Here is a 21,232-nt window from a genome sequence, read left to right on the forward strand (position 1 = left end):
ATCACATATTTTTAGCTTTCGCGTCTTTCTCTGCGAGAATCTTTCGAAAAATAGTTTCTTCTTCCTTGCTAAAAACATAATTTTCCAATAAATCTGGACGACGTTCTAACGTCTTACGCAAACTTTGCTCAATACGCCATTTTCGGATATTCTCATGATGCCCACTCATTAACACATCTGGAACTTTCATACCACGAAAATCATATGGGCGCGTATATTGTGGGAATTCCAAAAGCCCTGATGAAAAAGAATCATCTTGATGACTAGCTTCTTTTCCTAGGACATTAGGAATCAAACGAACCGTCGCATCAACAATCGTCATCGCAGCCAATTCTCCACCAGTCAAAACAAAATCGCCCAAAGAAATCTCATCGGTAACCAAGGTTTTAATGCGTTCATCATAGCCCTCATAATGCCCACAAATGAAAATTAGTTCATCTTCTTGTGCTAATTCTTCAGCGTAGCTTTGATCGAATTTACGCCCTGCTGGGTCCAAGAGAATCACACGTGGCTTTTTAGCGTCAATCTTATCAATGGTATCAAAAATCGGCTGTGCTCGCAAAAGCATTCCTTGACCGCCACCATATGGTTCATCATCAACATGACGAGCCTTCTCTGCATTCTCACGGAAATTATGATAGTTGATTTCCAACAGACCTTTTTCAGTAGCTTTACCAACAATCGAATGCTCAAGCGGTGAAAACATTTCTGGAAAGAGCGTTAGAATATCAATCTTCATCGTCAAGTCCTTCCAAAACGTCAACATCAATACGATTGCCAGCAACATCCACGTTAAGCACAACTGGTGGAATGTATGGAAGTAACAAATCACGTTTTCCTTTACGTTTCACTACCCAGACATCATTAGCACCAGGTTGCAAAATCTCCTTAACTTGACCAATCAAAACATCATTTTCATAAACATCAAGTCCAATGATTTCATGATAGTAAAATTCACCATCATCAAGGTCAGATAAATTTTCCTCAGCAACTTTTAAAGTACAACCTTTGTATTTTTCGATATCATTAATATGATACATGCCTTTAAATTTAACAATATCAAAATTCTTTTGTTTACGGTGACTAGCAATCTCAACTTCAATAATAAAACGGTCTTTATCATCAAAAATCGCTAATTTTGAACCCTTTTTAAAGCGTTCTTCTGTAAAATCCGTCACAGACAACACGCGCATCTCACCTTGGAGACCTTGTGTGTTGACAATTTTTCCAACATTAAAATAATTCATGTTTACTCCACTTAACTTAGTCTTTACCATTGTACCATGATAGCAATGAAAAAACCAGCTGCGCTCTGCAACTGGTCAAGATAGTCCGTACGGGATTCGAACCCGTGTTACCGCCGTGAAAAGGCGGTGTCTTAACCCCTTGACCAACGGACCAAAATCAATGTATAAAACCAATGAGGTTTACTGGGGTAGCTGGATTCGAACCAACGCATGAGGGAGTCAAAGTCCCTTGCCTTACCGCTTGGCTATACCCCAAAACAACAAGATATATTCTATCGTAGATTTGACTCTCTGTCAATACATTTTTTAAATTTTTTTGAAAAAATTTTGATTACCAACGTTTTGAAAGTACTAAAGCTAACGTTTAAATCGCATTAGTCAGCATTCAAAATGTATAATGATGATTTGCAATCTCAGATTTTCTAATAACAAGTTCCAATAAATATGACACTTCTCCCCCCAAAAAACAAGAAAAAGAGTAGTAAATCACTACTCTTCTCCCTTTTCATCAATAACGAGTCTCACTTTTTTACCTTGAGTTGGTACCGAATAGACAATCGACCTTATCGCTGTAATGGTACGACCCTTTTTACCGATAACACGACCAATGTCCTGTGCATCCAAATCAAGATGATATTCTAAAAACTCAGGTGTATCTTCAATTTTAATGGTAAGATTATCTGGTTGTGAAATCAAAGGCTTCACAATAGCGATAATAAGATTTTCAATGGTATCCATAGGCTTTCTTCTTAGTGTACTCTATTATTTTGAGAATTTTGATTCGTGGAATTTTTTCATAACACCTTCACGTGAAAGGATATTACGAACTGTATCAGAAGGTTGTGCACCTTTTGACAACCATTCAAGAACACGATCTTCTTTCAAAGTTACTTGGTTTTCTTCAACAAGTGGGTTGTAAGTACCAACTGTTTCGATGAAACGACCATCACGTGGAGCACGTGAATCAGCTACGTTGATACGGTAGAAAGGTTTTTTCTTAGAACCCATACGAGTTAAACGGATTTTTACTGCCATTAGTATAAAGTCTCTTTTCTATATTTTTTTGTTTTGGTTAATAGCTCTGCTACTAACTAACTTAACTTATTATATCATAAAAAGATAAGGTGTCAAGTTTTTTTCTTGACACCTTTTAAATTTTTTTGAAAGGTTAAAAATAAGCAGGAGCGCATTATTGTTGAGATTGCAAAATAGCTTCTTTTATTTCCGCAACGGTTACTGCTTGATTATCTCGATAGACAATATTGCCATCATCGTCCAAAAGTTATCCAACCAATAGCTCATCAGCTGAACTCACTTTTGTCTTTAAACAAAAATCCTCCGCCCACTTCATCAGGATAACCAATGACAAAATCAGTATCTGAACAATAAGTATCCAAAAACTCCACAAAACTATTATCTTTTTGATATTCCTCCTCAGCAAGCTGTAAAGTAATCGGTTCGGCAACAGTTTTAGGAAGTAACGCTGTCAATTCATCAGACACAATTGTTTTAGCTGTGCCAACGGATACAATCACTAAAGCACCAACAATTGGTAACATGATTCTTTTTTCATAGCTTCTCCTTAGTTTATTTTAAATATTGATATAAGACCTGACGAGCTTCGCCAACTGTCGTTGATTCTGGGCCTTCTAAATCAAGCTCATGAACACTTCCGTCTTCGTACTGAATATAACTAATTTGTAGTTCTTCCTCATCACCGTAACCATCAACATAAGCCAAAATACCACCTTCTTCATCGGCAACAATACGCTGCTCGTCCGAATAATCTGCAGAATAGTTATCAAACGCTTCTCGCGATTTTCCTTTCCAAACCGTGATTAAACGATTTATGGTCGTATTATCACTTGATGTCTCGCAGGACTTGACTTCAACATCGTCAGCAACCACGTTTTTATTTTTGAGTTGATTTATTTCCAAAACATCAATTACAAGACATGCTAATGACATTAGCGAAGCAACAACTTTTCTTTTCATTTTATTCTCTTTCTAAAAATCTATATTGTAACTCACGTAAATATATTTTTATTTAAAATAGCATCAAATTGTATAAAAGCATAATAATTATCTGAAAATATTATTTTTAAAACAAAAAGAGCTGAAACAATTCTTTCAAGCTCTCTCAAATCTCTCTTCCATTATTGACTATCGTGTCACAGCTCAATAATGCCATAATGAAATTTTTGATTGGGTCTGACAATCCTTTTAAAGCCAAATTTTTCAAAAACATCATCCCTAAAATGGGCTTTTATAATAATTCTCTTTCTTGCCACGCGCTTTGCTTCTATCAAAAACCTATCAGATAAGGGGCTAGGATTGGCAAATTGTCGTAAACCATCTAAGTTTTTAGATTCTGAAATCCTATCAGAAAACATTGGGTCGCAATAAACTACATCAAATGACTTATCAGACAGCGATTTCATATAAGTAATATTGTCAGCACAATAAGTTTTAATGGAACGCATAGCAGCTGTTAATCGTTGATTTTCTGATGAATAAGTTGTCAAGCCATCCGAAACGATAAAGTGGATAAGAGGATTGCTTTCTATCGCTGTTACATTATCGCCTGCTGAAGCCATAACAATGCTATCGCTAGCAAGCCCCATCGTTGTATCAAGAATTTGTAACTTGTCATCACCCAATAACGCCAATAAAGCGTCATGCCCACTCTTGATACGCAACATAGCAGTATCAGGATGAAAAGCAAACTCACTACCATCTTGATTGACCAAGCGCAGCTCATTTTCATAAACCAAAAGAAGCGCTTCTCTAGACTGTAAAAGCTTTGTCACTGATTGTTTTCGTCGTTCAATAACAGGTAAATGAAGTTTTTCGCCAATAGCTTGCGCTCGCTGACGCAGAGCAACATTTTCCCGCAAACTTGTCGTAATCGCAATAGTCATGCTTTTATTATAGCAAAATTACAAAAAAGATTTAATGAAATGACCACCGTAAATCCAGAAATAGCTATAAGCCACGATAGAAATAGGTTTACAAAGCAGAATGATATAGAGAAAACGCCTAAATGTCATCTTTGACAGGCCTGTTACCATAACTAAAATATCCGCAGGCGAAATGGGAGATGCCATATTTAAAGCAAAGACTTTTTCGTAAGTTGATGACGTTAATTTTCGCTCATAACGAGCAAATAATTTCTCCTCCATAAATAGCAAAATAAATGGCTTCCCATAGCGGCGTGTTAATAGAAAAAGAATAATGCTCCCAATAACAATGCCAACATAATTGAGAATAAAGCCCAGTATTGGACCAAAAGCCATAAAACCAACTACCGTTGTCACCCCACCTGGAATAATCGGAATAATCACCTGAATAATTTGCAACAGAAGAAAAATAATACTTCCCCAAAAGAGATGACCTCGTAAAGCATCCGCTAAAGCATGAGGGTTATTCAAAATATCTAAATGTTTAAAAAGATAAACCAAACACAAAAGGGTTAGCATAATAGAAAAAATTCCTAAAAACTTGATCACTCTTTTTAAAGTGTCATACATAACATCACCCCTTCCATTATTCTCAAAAAAAGAGCTGGTGACAGCTCTTTAAATGTCTAAGCAATTTTTGTATTAATGCTATTATTATTCATAACGTAATGCTTCGATTGGATCAAGTTTACTTGCTTTGTTTGCTGGTAAAATACCAAAGACCATACCAATCAAAGCGGAGAAAAGAAGGCTTCCTATTGCTACGTTAAATGAAATAGATGGTTTCATATCAGCCATATTGCTATTAAGAATGCTTGTCAAACCAGCTGCCAAACCTAAACCGATCAGCCCACCAAGGAGAGTCAATACCATTGATTCAATTAAAAATTGCGTCAAAATTTTCCTACGTGTTGCTCCCAAAGCTTTACGTAAACCGATTTCACGTGTACGTTCGGTAACAGATACAAGCATGATGTTCATAACCCCAATACCTCCAACCAACAACGAGATACCAGCAATCGCACCAATAACTGTTGTCATCATGCCATAAGCTGAATTAATTTCAGCAATCTGTTTAGACATATCAAAAATGGTAAAGTGACCTGTTTTCACACCTGATACTTGTGTCATCATTTTGGCAGCTTCCGTTCCAACGGTTGTTGCTTGCGTCGCATCATTAACATGAACATATGCTGTCTCAATTTCGTTAACATTAAACTCAGCAGCTAATTGTGTATTTGTCATGACAGCATTACCACCTGAACTCATTCCGTAGAGAGCTGAACCAGAATTCGGATCTTTATAAACACCAACAACTAAGTATGATTTAGAACCGACTGAAACCTGCTTATTTAAGGCATTATCATTCGTACCAAATAATTTCACAGCTAATTTCGTATCAAGCATAATGATACGTGAAAAATGCTCATAATCATCTGAACGGAAATTTCTTCCAGCTACAACCTTGTATTTTTTAACCTCAAAATAAGTCTTATTAACACCTATAATGTTAACGTTTTTGGCTTTTTTCTTATTAAGCGAAACCGTTGCAGTCGTACCATTCGTCAAGTAATAGTTTTGAACCCCTGAGACATCAGAAGTGATTTTTTGCAACCATTCTTCCTGAATTTTAGGACCTTGGTCTGATGATGTTGTTTCAATATCATCGTCAAAAATACCTTTACTATCAGAATCCTTAGCAACATAATAAATCTCAATGTCACGTGTATCAGCAGAAAACATATCTGTGATTTGTTTGGTCATTCCTTGCCCCAACGCCATGATAACAACAACCGAAGCAACTCCGATAATAATTCCTAACATTGTTAAGAATGAGCGCATCTTGTGCCCCATGATTGAACTAAGGGCGAATTTCCAGTTTTCCATAATCTTCCTCCTTAGTCAATCCTAACACTATCTGTCGTATCTCTTGTGATTTCACCATCACGAATAACAATTTTACGTGTCGCAAAATCTGCAATTTCTGGCTCGTGAGTAACCATGACAATGGTTTTACCTTCACGATTAAGTTCTGTCAATAGCTGCATAATCTGTTCACTGGTTTTCGAATCAAGGGCACCTGTTGGTTCATCCGCCAAAATAATCGAAGGATTATTAACCAAAGCACGCGCAATGGCAACACGTTGTTTTTGTCCACCAGATAATTCAGAAGGTAAATGCTTCATACGCTCACCTAGGTCAACTTTGTCTAAAAACTGTTTAGCAAGTTGGTGGCGTTTTGAAACACCAATCCCAGCATAAATAAGTGGAAGCTCAACATTTTGCAAAGCATTTAATTTTGAAAGTAGGAAGAACTGTTGAAAAACAAATCCAATTTCTTCATTTCTCACTTTAGCCAATTCTTTTTCTTTCAAGTCTTCGACTTGTGTTCCATTTAAACTGTAATCGCCAGAAGTTGGTCTATCAAGTAAACCAATAATATTCATAAGGGTTGACTTCCCTGAACCAGAAGGTCCCATTATCGCTAGGAACTCTCCTTCATAAACTGTCAAGTCAATCCCTTTAAGAACTTGCAACTCCTGATCGCCATTACGGTAGGACTTGACAATATCTTTGAGTTGAATTAAAACTTTTCTTTCTTCTGTCACTACTCGCTCACCTCTGATTCTTCTGTAGTGGCTGTATCATCAGAAGTAACATTAGAAACTTTTTCTCCATCTTTCAAACTGCTATCTGGGTTAGAAATAACGATTTGACCAACTTCTAAACCACTCAAGATTTCTTGTTGTTTGGCATCAGCACTTCCAAGTGCCACCTCAACTTTACTTGCTTTTTGACTGTCCTTATCATAAACCCAAACGTAGTCTTTATCACCTTCATTGACAACAGCATCAACTGGCACAAGTTTATTTTTATTTTCGTTAACAACTTCTACAGATACTGTGAATCCTTGTTGAAGATTAGAAATATCACCAGTCAAATCAACTTTATAATCATAAGAAGCTGACCCTGAAGATGAACTTGAGCCGCCTGTTCCGGTTGAATCATCAGATTGATTTGGATAGTTAGAAACATATGAAATGGTACCAGTCCATTCTTGGTCTGGATAAACTTTAGATTTGATTTTGACATTTTGTCCTGTTTTGATATTAGCCAAATCATATTCAGTCAATGTCCCTTTGATTTGTAATTGACCTTCTGTTGCTACGTGAACAAGGGTTTGACTATTTTTAGATGATGGATCAATGTCATTATTAACTTCAACAACTGTACCAGACACATCACTCACAACGACTGTTTCGTTAAGAGCTTGTTGTGCTTTATTAACCTCAGCTTGTGCATCTGCATAAGAATCATTTAAATCTTGCAGTTGTTGGTTGTATTCAGCATTTTGTTGGGCTGTTGGTGGTGTAGTAACAGTTTTTTCTTCACCAGTTTCTTCATCTGTCGTTGTCGATGTTGTCGGTAGATTACCATATGTTTTAAGGTAATTAATCTGACGTCCAACTTTATTTAAATTACGAACAGCTGTGTCATAAGCCGCTTGGGCTGTTGTAGTGTCGTATTGAACCAATTGTTGACCAGTAGTAATTTGGTCACCTACTGATACCGTTGGTCTAGCTTCAGTTCCTTTACTGCTGTCATAATAAACGTATTGTTCTTGGAAAGCTTTAACTGTACCAGTCAACAAAGTTGATGATGAAATGGTGCCTTCTGTTACAGTTGTGGTATCGTAGGTTGTTTCAACGGTTGACTCTGATGTTTTGGTTTGTTGCCACCAAAGCAGAGCTGCACCTGCAACAACAAAACAAGCTGCCGCAGCTCCAATAATCCCTTTAGTCTTTTTAGACATTTTCGCTTTACTTCTTCTAGGCATAATCTTCCTCTTTTTCTTTTGTATATTTGTATTGTTGCGATAAGACAATTATACGTTTTTAGTATTTTACTGTCAAGAATAAAATGTAAAAAACATCTTTCGTATTTATTATAAGAAAAACGTTTCTCAATAAACTTACAGTTTTGTAAGTAGAAATTTTGAAGCTATTTGGTAGAAAAATTTATGGCTAAACAAAAGAAACTGAGCGTTAGCTCAGCTTCTTATTTCTATAACTAAATGTATTGTATTAGATAGCTTGTGTTGTGAATCCACGACTTTCCAGGACACGAATCATGGCATCTGCTGTATCAAGTGCAGTGAAGAGAGGAATACCGTGTTCAATAGCAGAGCTACGAATTGTTGCACCATCTTCGTCAAGCGTACGTTTTGTTCCAACAGTATTGACGATAGCTTGAACTTTTCCTGTACGAACAAGGGCTGGAATATCGTTCTCATCATCTTCACCAAGTTTGTTGACAATGGTTGACATCAAACCATTCTCAGCAAAATATTTGGCTGTACCTTGTGTAGCAAAAATGCTGTATCCGATATCAGCAAAACGTCTCGCCAAACCAAGTGCTTCTTCTTTTGCATCATCAGAAACTGTGAAAACAACATTACCAAATGATGGCAAATGGAAGTATGAAGCTTCAAAGGCTTTGTAAAGAGCTTTTTCAAGCGTTTGGTCTGATCCCATAACTTCACCAGTTGATTTCATTTCAGGACCGAGGAGGCTATCAACTTTAGCTAATTTTGTGAATGAGAAAACTGGTGCTTTCACATGTACATAATCAGATTCTGGGTAAAGCCCATCCTCATATCCAAGGTCAGCAAGAGTTTGTCCAAGAATCAATTTCGTTGCAACTTGCGCCATAGGAATGTTAGTCACTTTAGACAAGAATGGCACTGTACGACTAGCTCGAGGGTTAACTTCGATAACATAAACTGTTTCATCTTTGATAACAAATTGAATGTTCATCATACCGAAACAGTTCAATCCAATCGCCAAACGTTTTGTGTAATCAGCAATTGTATCTTGGATTTTCTTAGATAATGTTTGAGGTGGGTAAACTGCCATTGAGTCACCCGAATGAACCCCTGCACGTTCGATATGTTCCATAATTCCTGGGATAAGGACATCTTTACCATCAGAAATCGCATCTACTTCACATTCACGACCAACGATATATGAGTCAACAAGGACTGGGTGGTCTGGACTAGCTTTAACAGCTGTACGCATGTAAGAACGAAGATTTTCTTCATTTTCTACGATTTCCATAGCACGTCCGCCAAGTACATATGATGGACGAACAAGAACTGGGAAGCCAATCTTACGTGCAGCTTCAACCGCCTCTTCTTCATTTGTCGCAGTTTGTCCCGGTGGTTGTGGAATATCCAATTCTTTCAAAGCTTGCTCAAAGAGGTCACGATCTTCAGCACGGTCAAGGTCAGAAACTTGTGTACCAAGGATAGCAACACCAGCTTTAGACAACGGTTCTGCCAAATTGATAGCTGTTTGACCACCAAATTGCACGATAACACCTTTTGGTTGTTCGAGTTCAATAACATTCATAACATCTTCGAATGTTAATGGCTCGAAATAAAGTTTATCAGAAATTGAGAAGTCTGTTGATACCGTTTCTGGATTTGAGTTCATAATGATGGCTTCATATCCAGCTGCTTGAATAGCTTTAACTGAGTGAACAGTTGCATAGTCAAATTCAACCCCTTGCCCAATACGAATTGGACCTGAACCAAGAACAATGATTGATTCTTTGTCTGATTTGACTGATTCATTTTCCCACTCATATGTTGAGTAGAAATATGGTGTTTCTGATTCAAACTCAGCTGCACACGTGTCAACCATTTTATAAACTGGAATGATTTTATTTTCAGTACGAATGGCACGCACATCATCGGCAGTCATGTTCCAAAGTGATGCAATTTTACGGTCAGCAAAACCATTGCGTTTAGCTTCTTTCAAAACGTCAACATCTCCGACATGACTCGCTAACTCTTGTTCTAATTCAAAGATGTGGAGCAATTTATCAAGGAAGAAAAGATCGATTTTTGTTAGTTTAGATAGTTCTTCGATAGTGTATCCACGGCGGATGGCTTCAGAAAGGTAAAACAAACGGTCATCTTGCGCACGAACAATCTTATTAACCAATTCATCATCTGAAACTTCTGCCAAGTCAGCTATTTCATTGTGGTAAACACCGATTTCAAGTGAACGACAAGCTTTCAAAAGCGATTCTTCGATATTACGACCGATAGCCATAACTTCACCAGTCGCTTTCATTTGTGTCCCTAGACGACGTTCACCATTTTCAAATTTATCAAATGGGAAACGTGGAATTTTGGCAACCACATAGTCAAGGGTTGGTTCAAACATAGCATAAGTTGTTCCAGTAACTGGGTTAACCATTTCATCAAGCGTCAAGCCAACGGCAATTTTGGCAGCCAATTTTGCGATTGGATAACCAGTTGCTTTCGAGGCAAGAGCTGATGAACGTGACACACGTGGGTTAACTTCAATAACATAATATTTGAAGCTATTTGGGTCAAGAGCAAGCTGAACGTTACATCCTCCCTCGATTTTAAGGGCACGAATAATGCTCAAACTTGCATCACGCAACATTTGGTTTTCAATGTCTGAAAGAGTTTGTGTTGGTGCAAATACGATTGAATCCCCAGTATGGATACCAACTGGGTCGAAGTTTTCCATATTACAAACCACAAGGGCGTTGTCGGCAGCATCACGCATAACTTCGTATTCGATTTCTTTGAATCCTGCAATAGAACGTTCAATCAAACATTGCGTTACTGGTGATAATTTCAAACCATTTTCAGCGATTTCACGAAGTTCTTCTTCGTTATCACACATACCGCCACCTGTACCACCGAGAGTAAAGGCAGGACGTACGATAACTGGGTAACCAATTGATTCTGCAAAGGCAACCGCTTCGTCAACAGTATTGACAATTTCAGATTCTGGAATTGGTTGATTGAGATCTTCCATTAATTGTTTGAAAAGATCACGGTCCTCAGCCTGATCAATCGCTGATAGTTTTGTACCTAGCAACTCAACACCAAGTTCATCAAGGATTCCAGCTCTTGACAACTCCATTGCCATATTAAGACCAGTTTGTCCCCCCAACGTTGGAAGGAGTGCATCTGGACGCTCTTTACGGATAATACGTGTGACAAATTCGAGTGTCAACGGTTCGATATAAACCTGATCTGCGATTTCTTTATCTGTCATGATTGTCGCTGGGTTTGAGTTGACAAGAACAACGCTGTACCCTTCTTCTTTAAGAGCAAGACAAGCTTGTGTTCCTGCATAGTCAAATTCAGCTGCCTGACCAATAATAATCGGACCAGAACCAATCACCATAATTTTTTTAATATCTGTACGTTTTGGCATAATCTATGATACAAAGCCAGACAAGCAATAAAAAACACGATAACATCTATTTCTAAAGATTATCTTTTGGCACAGCTTGTATGGTTTGTTCAAATCAGCTCATTAGCCAACTTGAACGATGTATCTTCTCCTTTCTATATTATCTAACTCACGGATTAGATTTAAATATTAGTTACGAGCTTTTTCAGCTTGAAAAGCATCAATTAATTCAAGAAAGTCATCAAAAAGATAACTTGCATCATGTGGACCTGGCGCAGCATCTGGGTGGAATTGCACTGAAAACGCTGGGAAGTCACGATGACGAACACCTTCAACAGATTTATCGTTGATTTCTTCATGCGTTACCATAAGACAATCAGGAAGAGTGTCACGATCAACGGCATAACCATGGTTCTGACTTGTAAAATCAATACGTCCCGTTGCAATTTCACGAACAGCGTGGTTAAATCCACGGTGACCAAATTTCATTTTGTAAGTTGTCGCACCATTAGCTAAGCTGAACAATTGATGTCCCATACAGATACCGAAGATTGGAATTTTACCTTGAACACCACGAATCATGTCAAGAGCTTCTGGAACATCTTCTGGATTACCTGGACCATTTGACAACATAACACCGTCAGGATTTAAGTGAAGAATTTCTTCAGCCGTAATATTGTAAGGAACAACGGTCACATTGCAATCACGTTTTGAAAATTCACGTAGGATAGAATGTTTCAATCCGAAATCAACCAAAATGATATTTTTACCAACACCAGGTGCTGGGTAAGCCGTTTTTGTTGAAACTTGTTCAATATTATTTGTTGGTAAAACCGTGGCTTGTAATTGCACTTGCAAATGCTCAATAGAATCACCATCACTAGCAAGTGTTGCTTTCATTGTTCCATGTTTACGGATAATTTTTGTCAAAGCACGTGTATCAATTCCTGAAATGCCTGGAATATTTTTAGATTTCAAAAACTCGTCTAAAGTCATTTGATTACGCCAATTATTTGCACGACGTGTATTTTCAGAAACAACAACACCTTTACAAGTGGGTGTGATTGATTCATAGTCATCTCGATTGATACCGTAATTACCAACCAAAGGGTAAGTAAAAGTCAATATTTGACCATTATAGGATTGGTCTGTAATGGATTCTTGATAACCCGTCATACCAGTGTTAAAAACAATCTCACCTGTTACATCAAGGTCAGCTCCAAAAGCTTTTCCTTCAAAAATTGTTCCATCTTCTAAAATTAAAAGTCTTTTTGCCATTTTTATTCCTCTCGTTTGCTCTCACGGGAGCACTTTAACGTTTTTAGCAGACAATTCAAACTAAAGTATGTTATTATTCATTAAGCTTTGCCGTTCAGCACAGCTTCTAGAATTGCCATTCGTACAAAAACACCATTTTGCATTTGTGTTGCAATTCGTGATTTAGGCGCTTCTACTAATTGATCTGCAATTTCCACATCACGATTGACTGGGGCAGGGTGCATGATAATCGCAGAATCTTTCATTTTTTCATAACGTTCAGCTGTTAAACCATATATCTTATGATAGGTTTCTTTTGAAAAACCACGTTCGCTATCATGGCGTTCATGTTGAACACGAAGCATCATCATGACATCTGCCTTATCAACAATATCATCGATTGCAACGTATTTTCCATAAACATCAAATTCACTTGAATACCATTGTTCTGGACCAGCAAAATATAATTCTGCTCCGAGACGTTTTAAAATTTGCATGTTTGATTTTGCCACACGTGAATGGGTAATATCACCAACGATAGCTACTTTTAGATTTTCAAAGCCGCCAAACTCTTCATGAATCGTCATTAAATCCAACAGACATTGGCTTGGATGTTGACCTGAACCGTCACCACCATTCACAATTGCTGTTTGAATTGTTCGACTATCAATTAATTCTTTGTAGTAATCTTCCATTGAATGGCGAATCACACAAATGTCAATTCCCAAAGAACTCATCGTCAAAATAGTATCATACAAAGTCTCTCCTTTGTTCACTGAACTTGTTTTAGCGTCAAATTCAATGACATCCAATCCAAGTTTCCTTTCAGCGACTTCAAAAGACTTATACGTACGCGTTGACGGTTCAAAGAAAAGATTTGCTGCAAAATACTGCCTATCTAAACTAAAATTCGCCTTATTTGTTTTAAACGCAACACCACGTCTAATCAAGCCAAGCACTTCTTCGTTTGATAATGTTTCCATAGTCACTAAATGTTTTAGTGAAACAACGCCATCTGTAACTGCCATTTTCTTAATCCTTTTCTGGAAGAATTTGATACAAAATGATACCTAAAAGTGTTGAGAATGCGACACCTGTAATTTGCAAACCAGCAACTTGCAATGTCAAACCACCAATACCAGATACCAAGATAACACTTGCAATCAAAAGATTTTTCTTATTGTCAAAATCAATTTTATTTTCAACTAAGATTTTAAGACCACTTGAAGCGATAACACCAAAGAGAGCAATTGAAATTCCACCGATAACTGGTGTAGGGATTGAAGAAAGCAATGCTGAAATTTTTCCGATAAAACTCATCACTACTGCAATCACAGCTGCCCCAGCAATAACATAAACTGAATAAATCTTATTAAGTGCCATAACACCAATGTTTTCACCGTAAGATGTTACTGGGGGAGCACCGAAGACACCAGCGATAATTTGTGCAATACCGTCACCTGTAAGGGTACGATCAAGGCCTGGGTCTTTAAAGAAATCACGTCCTGTCAAACTATTAAGCACCATAACATGACCAAAATGTTCAGTCATAGTGACAAAAGCAATCGGTGCCATTGTCAAAATCGCGCTTGGATAAAGTTTGAAATGATAATCCACGAAAAGAATATCAAAACTTGGAACTTGGAACCAGGCCGATTTAGCAACGTCTGATAAGTCAACAATCGTTTGACCTGTTACTGCGCCAACAATCAAGGAGAAAAGATAACCAACAATCAAACCAAGAAGAATTGGGATAACACCAATAATTTTCTTACCATACATGTTAAATAGAATAACAGCAAGAAGCGTTACCATACCAATCAACAAGTATGTGAAATTATATTCGCCATCTTTTAACATGACGTCATTAACAGCTGTAGTTGCAAGACTAAGTCCGATAACAATAATGATTGGACCAACTACAATTGGTGGAAGAACTTTATCAATCCAAGCATTTCCAGCAAATTTGACAATCAAGGCAACGATTAAGTAAACTAGACCACCTGCGATTGCCCCCTGTGCTACTGCCGCAATACCATCGGTTTTCATTAGCATTTGCATCGTTGCAATGTAAGCGAAGCTTGAACCCATGTAAGCTGGGATTTTATATTTAGTTACTGTCAAATGTGCCAATGTCCCCAAACCGCTTGAGAAAAGGGCGATTGCTGGATCGATACCAACTAAAATTGGAACCAAAACCGTTGAGCCAAACATGGCAAATAAATGCTGGAAGGATAGTCCAAACAACATCCCTGGTTTAGGCATATCGTGCACATCATATTTTACGTTTTCCACTTTTTATCTTCCTCCTCAATTCTATAACTGCTTAGCTCGGATCAACAATGCTGACGCAATCTTTTCCATCTACTTCAATCACTTCAACAATAATTTCTTCCACAGCACTTGTTGGAATATTTTTACCAACATAATCAGCACGAATTGGGAGTTCACGGTGACCACGGTCAACAAGTACAGCAAGACTGACACGCGCTGGACGTCCAAGACTTACCAAGTTATCAATTGCTGCACGGATTGTACGTCCTGTATAAAGAACATCATCAACCAAAATCACATCTTTTCCAGTAATATCAACTGGCATATCAGTTGTATCTTCTTCAACTTTCATATCATCACGGAAAGGTTTGGTATCAAGTTCGCCAATTGGAATATCAATTCCTTCCAATTGTTTCAAGCGATCTTGAATGCGACGAGCGATAAAAACACCACGCGTCTTAATTCCTGCGAGAACAATATTATCAAGATTTTTATTACGCTCGATAATCTCATAAGTGATACGTGTAATCGCACGTTTCATTGTTACGTCGTCAACAATTTCTTTTGTTTTCATAAAACAAACCTCTCTAATATACAAAAAAGCTCCTCGTTACCAAGGAGATTCCACAAAATATAGGTACAACTATGCCAGTTGCACACTTCTTTTACCGTTCTCTCCTTGCCTGCCTCACAGGACAGTATTAAAGGATAATATTTACTCTCTATATGATACCAAAACTATGATTATTTGGCAAGAGATTTACGATTATCTTTTACCAACTCTATGGTAAAAAAGCAAAAATTGGTTGTCCAACCCCTGCTTTATCATTAAGCTTTGCCATTCCTTAGATTTTCCAATGTTTCTTTAAAAATAGCTGGTGCTTCTGCCATGAAAGTCAATGTTTCACCCGTTGTTGGATGAGTAAAACCAAGTGTTTGTGCATGTAAAAACTGACCATTGCCTTTTAATGTCTTACGTGGTCCATAAAGCGGATCACCAGCAACAGGATGACCAATATACGCCATATGCACACGAATTTGGTGCGTACGCCCTGTTTCCAAAGTCAACTCAACCAACGTATAATTTCCAAAACGTTCCAAAACCTTAAAGTGAGTTAAAGCGGGTTTGCCTTTTGCTGTCACAGCTTGTTTTTTACGGTCTTTTTCTGAACGTCCAATTGGTGCTTCAATAACACCACGGTCGTTTGGAATAGTGCCATGGACGATTGCAACGTATTTACGAAGTGATTTTTTATCTTTTAATTCTGCTGCAAGTGCGTTGTGAGCTGTATCATTTTTAGCAATCATCAACAAACCTGAAGTGTCTTTATCAATACGATGCACAATTCCTGGTCGAATCACACCGTTAATCGAAGATAAATCTTTAATGTGGTACATCAAGGCATTCACTAATGTTCCAGACGTATGACCAACTGACGGATGAACCACCATTCCTTGTGGTTTATTGACCACAGCAACGTCAGCATCTTCGTAAATAATATCGAGTGGAATATTTTCAGCTGTATATTCTAGCACTTCTTCTTTTGGCACTTCGTAAGTGACAACATCACCAACTTTGACAGCATATTTCGCTTTAACAGCTTTGCCATTGACCAAAACTGTTCCTTTTTTGATTTCATCGTTAGCTTGGCTACGTGACAATTCTGTCAAATCTGCTAGCGCCTTATCTAAACGAATACCAGCTTCCTTAATGATTAACTCCATTCTCCTCCTCTTTCCAAAGGGCAATGAATAGTATCACAACCCCAACTGTTAAATAAGAATCCGCCATATTAAACACCGCAAAATTCATAAAATCTAAATGAATCATATCAACAACATAACCAAGGCGCACACGGTCAATAAAATTTCCTAAACCGCCTGAGATAATGAGGATTAAACCAAGTAAAAACCAAAACTGACCGTTGATATTTTTAACAAAATAATAGCAAGCAGCCCCAACGACCGCAAACGTAATAACCGCAAATAGCCATTGTTGATTTTGTAAAATCGAAAAAGCAGCGCCATAATTACGCAAGTAAGTTAAGCTAAAAATGCCTGGCAAACACTCTTGAATGGTGTCCAAAGTGATGTGATTAACAATCCATAGCTTACTTAACTGGTCTAAAACAATCAAAACCACAGCAGCAAGTGGAAAATAAACTTTTCTTAATGTCTTCATTTAGTCACCTTTGGGCTGAATTTAGCAAAATAATCTTTCATAACAGCGATAAATTTAAGCGCACAAGCTGATAAATTCTTATCACGGCGTTTGATGTAAACCATTTTATTATCCAAATCATCTTCAAGTGGAATGACAGTAATTCCGTTTACGCTACGACTATCTAAGAAACCAGAGCCTGTTGCATAGGCATCTGTTCTTTCCAAAATACCATTCAAAGTAGCACGGTCAGTAACATTGAAGATACGAGAACTATCCGTTGTATCCACAAAATTTTCAGAATAGTAAAGGTACTCATCTTTTTCTTGGGTAAATCGCACAGTCGGAAATCCTAATAAATCAGCCATAACCAAGCTATCTTTTTTCGCTAAAGGATGTTCTTTAGCAAGATAAATATGGGTTGGAAATGGAATTAACTCAACAAATTCCAAGCCAAGCTTTTCCATACGCTGCAAAAGCCCTTTACGATTTTGGTTATTTAAATAGATAATCCCAATCTCACTATCACCTTGAGCAATTTCATCTAAAATTTGAATCGTCGTTGATTCAAAAATACGAAAATCTTTATGTTCTGGATGAGCTTGTGAAAAAGCGGTAATTAACGGTGGCAAAAAATCATAGTGCTGACTGGCAATTGAAAATTCATCTGAATCCGCTGCTGCTTGTGAAAACTGTTTTTCAAAGGAATCAAAACTTTTCACAACCTCAAGAGCTTTCTCATAAAAAGTCATCCCATGACTTGTCAAAACCGCTCCAGTTGTTGTTCGAGTAAAGATTTGAAAGCCAAGTTCGTCTTCCAAATCTCTAATTGCTACTGATAAACTGGGTTGGCTTACAAAAAGTTTAGAAGCCGCCTCACGAAATGTACCACTATTGGCAATCGCCACGACATAACGCAATTGTTGTATGTTCATTTCAATCATTCTTTCTAAAAATCAATCAACTTTATTATAACAAAAAAACTAGACTATTGCCTGTTTTCCTAATTCTTTTTGCAAAATGGTTAACAAACTTGTAATAGCTTTTTAGACTGGTTTCAAAATTTGGCAAGGAAACGCTCTCTTCCAAGGGGGGCAGGTAATCAAAAAAGCCTTGCCATGATTGACAAAGCTTTCAAGTAATCTATTTACGCTATTATTTTGCGATAGGGTAAACAGAGACTTGTTTTTTATCGCGACCTTTACGTTCGAAACGTACAACACCTTCAACTTTAGCGAAGAGTGTATCGTCTCCACCGCGACCTACGTTTACACCTGGATAAATGTGAGTACCGCGTTGACGGTAAAGGATTGATCCACCTGAAACAGTTTGTCCGTCAGCTGCTTTAGCACCTAGACGTTTAGCTTGTGAATCACGACCATTTGATGTAGAACCTCCACCTTTTTTGTGGGCGAAAAGTTGCAAGTTAGCAAGATTCATTTTTAACATATGTTGTGTCCTCTTTTCAAATTAGTTTGCAATGACTTGAACTGACACAAACTCTTGAGAGTTTTCTGCCAAATTTGTCATTCCTAAAAGAAAGCTTTCAAATAAAAGTTGAACTTTCTCATCTGTCTTTTCAGTTACATGAGAGATATCAATCTTCATATAACCACCATCAATCTCATTGATAGCTAAATCAGCGTTGCAATCTGCCAAAGCTTCTAACGAATTAACCAAGTTAATTGATAAAGTTGAGACAGCTGCACATACGATATCAAAGCCATACTCACCACTACCAGCGTGACCAATCAGTTCAACACTTTCTAAGTTACCCTTGTGGCGAATAAAAGTTGCTTGAATCATAATATTGCCAAATTAAGCGTTGATAGCGTTGATAACAACTTTTGTGTAAGGCTGACGGTGACCTTGTTTACGGTGGCTACCTTTTTTAGGTTTGTATTTGAAAGTAACAACTTTCTTTTGTTTACCTTGTTTTTCAACAGTACCAACAACAGTAGCTCCTTCAACAACTGGTGTACCAACAACAGTTTTGTCACCACCAACAAGAACAACTTCGTTAAATGTTACTTCTGAACCAGCTTCAACATCAAGTTTTTCAACATAGATAGCTTGACCTACTTCAACTTTAACTTGTTTTCCACCAGTTTTGATGATTGCATATGTGCTCATCGTGCACCTCCTATAAATTTTTGTTGCGGATTTTCCGCTTGTGAAGACTCGCCTAAATCGTGAACTTCGAAAGTTACTTATGAACGATTTTCGTGCGGTTGCACAGGATGTGCATTTAGTCAACGTTCATATTTTAACATGATAAAGTGATTAAATCAAGGAATATGCTATGCTTTTTTAGCAATATTACGTTTTCATTCTGATTTTTTCTCAAATGAAATAGCAATTAAGCCTAGCACCGCTTTTTTCGTTAATTTTTCCACTACTTGAATGTTAAGTGAGGCATCTGTTGCCATGACTTGATACACTTCTGTTCCTTCATGATAATAATAATCCGTGATATTAAAGCCATTCTTTTCATAAAAAACAACTCGTTTAACACGTTGATGATAATTTTCAGCAGTTTTATCTAATGGTTCCATGGCAAGAATAATCGGACGTTTTCCTGCTAAATTTCTAATGTCTTGTAAAATGGCAGAGCCATAGCCACGTGAACGAATATTTGGATTAACCGCAAGAAAGAACAGATAGATAACTTCTTCATTCTCCAACAAATACACTAAACCAACAAAGTCATCCTTATCATAGTAGGCATAAAAATTCGCTAAACGCCGATAAGCATTCAAAACTAACGGCAAATAGGGTAACCGTTCTACTGCTGGAAAGGCAGTTAGGTATAATTTTTTAACATCTTCATAACTCTTTGAAAATAGGTTAACTTTTTGACGACTTAATCCCATTGTAAATTCACCAATTCATTCATTTCTTGGTAGGCAGTATCCACTTTTTCTTGCATAGTTGAATCAAGAATATCACGATACTTTCCACCTTCAATAAAATCTTCCAAAACAAGCGTTCGATAATCGGAAAGCACAAAGCCTTCTGAGCCCGTCACACCCTTACTCCAAACCCAAACCATTGTCGGATGAGCGGCAACGGTCTTGATTGTTGTTTTATTATTTTTCTTTTCAAAAGTGACGTCCATTAAGAGACCACGTTCTGTCCAGATATTATCAACCGTTTCTAAACGCTGGTTAGAGATAAAATTCCCCATTGAATAGATGATAAATTTTTTATCGCCGTCTTTTTCAAGCGTTTCAGACGGCTCAGCAACGTGAGGATGTCCACCAAACACAACATCTGCTCCCCAGTCAATCATTTTATGATAAAGCGTTACTTGTTCGTCTGTTGGTTCAAGAGCGTATTCTGTTCCCATTTGTGGCATGACAATTGTGACATCAGCTTTCTTTTCAGCTTCTTGAATTTCTGATTTCATTTTATCTTCATCTAAATCTGACATATGTTTTTCGTAATCTTCATCTGCCACATTCGCTTCCATGCCATTATAGCCATAAGAATAACCCAAAATCGCAATTTTGATGCCGTTGATATTTTTAATGAGAATGTCTTCCGTATCACGATTTTCTTTGTAAACACCGATAGTTGACAAGCCAAAATTTTCAAAGGTTTCAACCGTATTGATAGCACCTGAAAGCCCAGAATCCAAAATGTGATTATGCGCTAAATCAACAACATCATACCCCGTGTCTTTCATAGCGTCAGCGATTTCACTTGGTGCATTAAAAAGCGGATAACCACCCAAAGGGTAATCAGGGCTAATCGTTCCTTCGTAATCACCGATAGCCAAGTCAGCACTTGAAATCCAGTCCTTGACGTACTCAAAAAACGGCGTGAAATCATAGCTTCCGTCAGCTTGTTCAGCACTTCCATAAAGCCCATTGTGGATGAGAATATCACCATTTGCCATGACACGCGCTGTTTTCGTCGTATTGCTTTTGTTTTGTGCTTGTTTTTCTGTCGTTTGTGTCGTATTAGAGCTCGATTTTTCAAAAGCTAGACTATACACACCCGAACCAAGCAAGGAAATCACCAAAAAACTCAAACAAGCAAGCGTTGTTTTTTTATAAATAATCCTATCAAACATCACTTAATCTT

General features: G+C 37.5%; 24 protein-coding genes, 2 tRNA genes and 1 other annotated feature. All 26 genes read right to left on the bottom strand.

All coding sequences use genetic code 11. The features are described from left to right. Nucleotide 1 precedes the first annotated feature (1 nt). The 26 genes from trmD to E8M05_RS06870 all read right to left on the bottom strand — a co-directional run bounded on the left by trmD (nt 2) and on the right by E8M05_RS06870 (nt 21,221). Nucleotides 2-739 carry a tRNA (guanosine(37)-N1)-methyltransferase TrmD gene (gene trmD / locus E8M05_RS06745; protein WP_003065312.1) on the bottom strand — a complete coding sequence of 246 codons (738 nt, stop codon included), beginning with the start codon at nt 737-739 and terminating at the stop codon, nt 2-4. Then, nucleotides 729-1,247 carry a ribosome maturation factor RimM gene (gene rimM, locus E8M05_RS06750; protein ID WP_012962097.1) on the bottom strand — a complete coding sequence of 173 codons (519 nt, stop codon included), beginning with the start codon at nt 1,245-1,247 and terminating at the stop codon, nt 729-731. Before rimM ends, trmD begins: the two co-directional genes overlap by 11 nt. 81 nt (nt 1,248-1,328) lie before the next feature. After that, nucleotides 1,329-1,400: transfer RNA gene (locus tag E8M05_RS06755), tRNA-Glu, on the bottom strand. A 30-nt stretch (nt 1,401-1,430) separates the two neighbouring features. Then, nucleotides 1,431-1,502 (bottom strand) — tRNA-Gln (locus E8M05_RS06760). 234 nt (nt 1,503-1,736) lie between these two features. Beyond that, nucleotides 1,737-1,985 (bottom strand): KH domain-containing protein, encoded by a 249-nt coding sequence (locus E8M05_RS06765; protein WP_003065320.1) that lies wholly within the window; start codon nt 1,983-1,985, stop codon nt 1,737-1,739. 24 nt (nt 1,986-2,009) lie between these two features. Continuing rightward, nucleotides 2,010-2,282, bottom strand: a complete 273-nt coding sequence (gene rpsP, locus E8M05_RS06770) for a 30S ribosomal protein S16 (RefSeq protein WP_003065322.1) — start codon at nt 2,280-2,282, stop codon at nt 2,010-2,012. A gap of 266 nt (nt 2,283-2,548) precedes the next feature. Continuing rightward, nucleotides 2,549-2,806, bottom strand: coding sequence for a hypothetical protein (locus E8M05_RS06775; RefSeq protein WP_003065325.1), 258 nt, complete (start codon nt 2,804-2,806; stop codon nt 2,549-2,551). 28 nt (nt 2,807-2,834) lie between these two features. After that, a complete protein-coding gene (locus E8M05_RS06780; protein WP_003065328.1) occupies nt 2,835-3,242 on the bottom strand; it encodes a hypothetical protein in 408 nt (135 codons plus the stop codon). Nucleotides 3,243-3,418: 176 nt separating this feature from the next. Then, a complete protein-coding gene (locus E8M05_RS06785; RefSeq protein WP_003065331.1) occupies nt 3,419-4,168 on the bottom strand; it encodes a class I SAM-dependent methyltransferase in 750 nt (249 codons plus the stop codon). A gap of 18 nt (nt 4,169-4,186) precedes the next feature. Beyond that, nucleotides 4,187-4,777, bottom strand: a complete 591-nt coding sequence (locus E8M05_RS06790) for a TVP38/TMEM64 family protein (RefSeq protein ID WP_003065335.1) — start codon at nt 4,775-4,777, stop codon at nt 4,187-4,189. A gap of 84 nt (nt 4,778-4,861) precedes the next feature. Then, nucleotides 4,862-6,094, bottom strand: coding sequence for an ABC transporter permease (locus E8M05_RS06795; protein WP_003065338.1), 1,233 nt, complete (start codon nt 6,092-6,094; stop codon nt 4,862-4,864). Nucleotides 6,095-6,105: 11 nt separating this feature from the next. Beyond that, on the bottom strand, nt 6,106-6,816 hold the full coding sequence (locus E8M05_RS06800) for an ABC transporter ATP-binding protein (RefSeq protein WP_003065341.1): 711 nt from the start codon (nt 6,814-6,816) through the stop codon (nt 6,106-6,108). Further along, the gene (locus E8M05_RS06805; RefSeq protein ID WP_003065344.1) at nt 6,816-8,045 is read right to left on the bottom strand and encodes an efflux RND transporter periplasmic adaptor subunit; all 1,230 of its coding nucleotides are present in this window, start codon (nt 8,043-8,045) and stop codon (nt 6,816-6,818) included. Before E8M05_RS06805 ends, E8M05_RS06800 begins: the two co-directional genes overlap by 1 nt. Nucleotides 8,046-8,292: 247 nt before the next feature. Continuing rightward, nucleotides 8,293-11,472: a carbamoyl-phosphate synthase large subunit gene (carB, locus tag E8M05_RS06810; RefSeq protein ID WP_003065347.1), complete on the bottom strand. Its 3,180-nt coding sequence runs from the start codon at nt 11,470-11,472 to the stop codon at nt 8,293-8,295. Nucleotides 11,473-11,640: 168 nt separating this feature from the next. Beyond that, complete coding sequence (locus E8M05_RS06815) at nt 11,641-12,729, bottom strand: carbamoyl phosphate synthase small subunit (RefSeq protein ID WP_003065349.1); 1,089 nt, start codon at nt 12,727-12,729, stop codon at nt 11,641-11,643. An 80-nt stretch (nt 12,730-12,809) separates the two neighbouring features. Then, complete coding sequence (locus E8M05_RS06820; protein WP_003065351.1) at nt 12,810-13,736, bottom strand: aspartate carbamoyltransferase catalytic subunit; 927 nt, start codon at nt 13,734-13,736, stop codon at nt 12,810-12,812. 4 nt (nt 13,737-13,740) lie between these two features. Next, entirely contained in the window at nt 13,741-15,003 is a 1,263-nt protein-coding gene (locus tag E8M05_RS06825; RefSeq protein WP_003065353.1) for a uracil-xanthine permease family protein, read from the bottom strand. A gap of 31 nt (nt 15,004-15,034) precedes the next feature. Next, the gene (gene pyrR / locus E8M05_RS06830) at nt 15,035-15,556 is read right to left on the bottom strand and encodes a bifunctional pyr operon transcriptional regulator/uracil phosphoribosyltransferase PyrR (RefSeq protein ID WP_003065355.1); all 522 of its coding nucleotides are present in this window, start codon (nt 15,554-15,556) and stop codon (nt 15,035-15,037) included. Nucleotides 15,557-15,810: 254 nt separating this feature from the next. Then, nucleotides 15,811-16,707, bottom strand: coding sequence for an RluA family pseudouridine synthase (locus E8M05_RS06835; RefSeq protein WP_003065357.1), 897 nt, complete (start codon nt 16,705-16,707; stop codon nt 15,811-15,813). Continuing rightward, nucleotides 16,691-17,164 carry a signal peptidase II gene (lspA, locus tag E8M05_RS06840; RefSeq protein WP_003065359.1) on the bottom strand — a complete coding sequence of 158 codons (474 nt, stop codon included), beginning with the start codon at nt 17,162-17,164 and terminating at the stop codon, nt 16,691-16,693. The genes E8M05_RS06835 and lspA overlap by 17 nt, the downstream gene beginning before the upstream one ends. Beyond that, nucleotides 17,161-18,078: a LysR family transcriptional regulator gene (locus E8M05_RS06845; RefSeq protein ID WP_041973148.1), complete on the bottom strand. Its 918-nt coding sequence runs from the start codon at nt 18,076-18,078 to the stop codon at nt 17,161-17,163. The genes lspA and E8M05_RS06845 overlap by 4 nt, the downstream gene beginning before the upstream one ends. Nucleotides 18,079-18,298: 220 nt before the next feature. Continuing rightward, the gene (gene rpmA, locus E8M05_RS06850) at nt 18,299-18,592 is read right to left on the bottom strand and encodes a 50S ribosomal protein L27 (protein ID WP_003065365.1); all 294 of its coding nucleotides are present in this window, start codon (nt 18,590-18,592) and stop codon (nt 18,299-18,301) included. Between the two features lie 21 nt (nt 18,593-18,613). After that, nucleotides 18,614-18,949, bottom strand: coding sequence for a ribosomal-processing cysteine protease Prp (locus E8M05_RS06855; RefSeq protein ID WP_003065368.1), 336 nt, complete (start codon nt 18,947-18,949; stop codon nt 18,614-18,616). Between the two features lie 12 nt (nt 18,950-18,961). After that, the gene (gene rplU / locus E8M05_RS06860; protein ID WP_003065371.1) at nt 18,962-19,276 is read right to left on the bottom strand and encodes a 50S ribosomal protein L21; all 315 of its coding nucleotides are present in this window, start codon (nt 19,274-19,276) and stop codon (nt 18,962-18,964) included. 34 nt (nt 19,277-19,310) lie between these two features. Continuing rightward, nucleotides 19,311-19,386: a sequence feature (ribosomal protein L21 leader region), on the bottom strand. Between the two features lie 84 nt (nt 19,387-19,470). Then, nucleotides 19,471-20,016: a GNAT family N-acetyltransferase gene (locus E8M05_RS06865; protein WP_003065374.1), complete on the bottom strand. Its 546-nt coding sequence runs from the start codon at nt 20,014-20,016 to the stop codon at nt 19,471-19,473. Next, nucleotides 20,007-21,221: a CapA family protein gene (locus E8M05_RS06870; RefSeq protein WP_003065378.1), complete on the bottom strand. Its 1,215-nt coding sequence runs from the start codon at nt 21,219-21,221 to the stop codon at nt 20,007-20,009. The genes E8M05_RS06865 and E8M05_RS06870 overlap by 10 nt, the downstream gene beginning before the upstream one ends. Nucleotides 21,222-21,232 lie beyond the last annotated feature (11 nt).

Origin of the sequence: Streptococcus pasteurianus, assembly GCF_004843545.1 — a bacterium.
In the GTDB taxonomy this organism is placed as follows: Bacteria; Bacillota; Bacilli; order Lactobacillales; family Streptococcaceae; genus Streptococcus; species Streptococcus pasteurianus.

Bases quoted from the DNA above. Each gene is read 5' to 3' on its own strand.
- E8M05_RS06870 (WP_003065378.1), bottom strand. From the start codon at position 21,221: ATGTTTGATAGGATTATTTATAAAAAAACAACGCTTGCTTGTTTGAGT.
- E8M05_RS06820 (WP_003065351.1), bottom strand. From the start codon at position 13,736: ATGGCAGTTACAGATGGCGTTGTTTCACTAAAACATTTAGTGACTATG.
- E8M05_RS06795 (WP_003065338.1), bottom strand. From the start codon at position 6,094: ATGGAAAACTGGAAATTCGCCCTTAGTTCAATCATGGGGCACAAGATG.
- E8M05_RS06855 (WP_003065368.1), bottom strand. From the start codon at position 18,949: ATGATTCAAGCAACTTTTATTCGCCACAAGGGTAACTTAGAAAGTGTT.
- rpsP (WP_003065322.1), bottom strand. From the start codon at position 2,282: ATGGCAGTAAAAATCCGTTTAACTCGTATGGGTTCTAAGAAAAAACCT.
- E8M05_RS06785 (WP_003065331.1), bottom strand. From the start codon at position 4,168: ATGACTATTGCGATTACGACAAGTTTGCGGGAAAATGTTGCTCTGCGT.
- E8M05_RS06845 (WP_041973148.1), bottom strand. From the start codon at position 18,078: ATGAACATACAACAATTGCGTTATGTCGTGGCGATTGCCAATAGTGGT.
- trmD (WP_003065312.1), bottom strand. From the start codon at position 739: ATGAAGATTGATATTCTAACGCTCTTTCCAGAAATGTTTTCACCGCTT.
- E8M05_RS06790 (WP_003065335.1), bottom strand. From the start codon at position 4,777: ATGTATGACACTTTAAAAAGAGTGATCAAGTTTTTAGGAATTTTTTCT.
- E8M05_RS06865 (WP_003065374.1), bottom strand. From the start codon at position 20,016: ATGGGATTAAGTCGTCAAAAAGTTAACCTATTTTCAAAGAGTTATGAA.
- E8M05_RS06775 (WP_003065325.1), bottom strand. From the start codon at position 2,806: ATGTTACCAATTGTTGGTGCTTTAGTGATTGTATCCGTTGGCACAGCT.
- rpmA (WP_003065365.1), bottom strand. From the start codon at position 18,592: ATGTTAAAAATGAATCTTGCTAACTTGCAACTTTTCGCCCACAAAAAA.
- E8M05_RS06780 (WP_003065328.1), bottom strand. From the start codon at position 3,242: ATGAAAAGAAAAGTTGTTGCTTCGCTAATGTCATTAGCATGTCTTGTA.
- E8M05_RS06835 (WP_003065357.1), bottom strand. From the start codon at position 16,707: ATGGAGTTAATCATTAAGGAAGCTGGTATTCGTTTAGATAAGGCGCTA.
- rplU (WP_003065371.1), bottom strand. From the start codon at position 19,276: ATGAGCACATATGCAATCATCAAAACTGGTGGAAAACAAGTTAAAGTT.
- carB (WP_003065347.1), bottom strand. From the start codon at position 11,472: ATGCCAAAACGTACAGATATTAAAAAAATTATGGTGATTGGTTCTGGT.
- pyrR (WP_003065355.1), bottom strand. From the start codon at position 15,556: ATGAAAACAAAAGAAATTGTTGACGACGTAACAATGAAACGTGCGATT.
- lspA (WP_003065359.1), bottom strand. From the start codon at position 17,164: ATGAAGACATTAAGAAAAGTTTATTTTCCACTTGCTGCTGTGGTTTTG.
- E8M05_RS06815 (WP_003065349.1), bottom strand. From the start codon at position 12,729: ATGGCAAAAAGACTTTTAATTTTAGAAGATGGAACAATTTTTGAAGGA.
- E8M05_RS06765 (WP_003065320.1), bottom strand. From the start codon at position 1,985: ATGGATACCATTGAAAATCTTATTATCGCTATTGTGAAGCCTTTGATT.
- E8M05_RS06805 (WP_003065344.1), bottom strand. From the start codon at position 8,045: ATGCCTAGAAGAAGTAAAGCGAAAATGTCTAAAAAGACTAAAGGGATT.
- rimM (WP_012962097.1), bottom strand. From the start codon at position 1,247: ATGAATTATTTTAATGTTGGAAAAATTGTCAACACACAAGGTCTCCAA.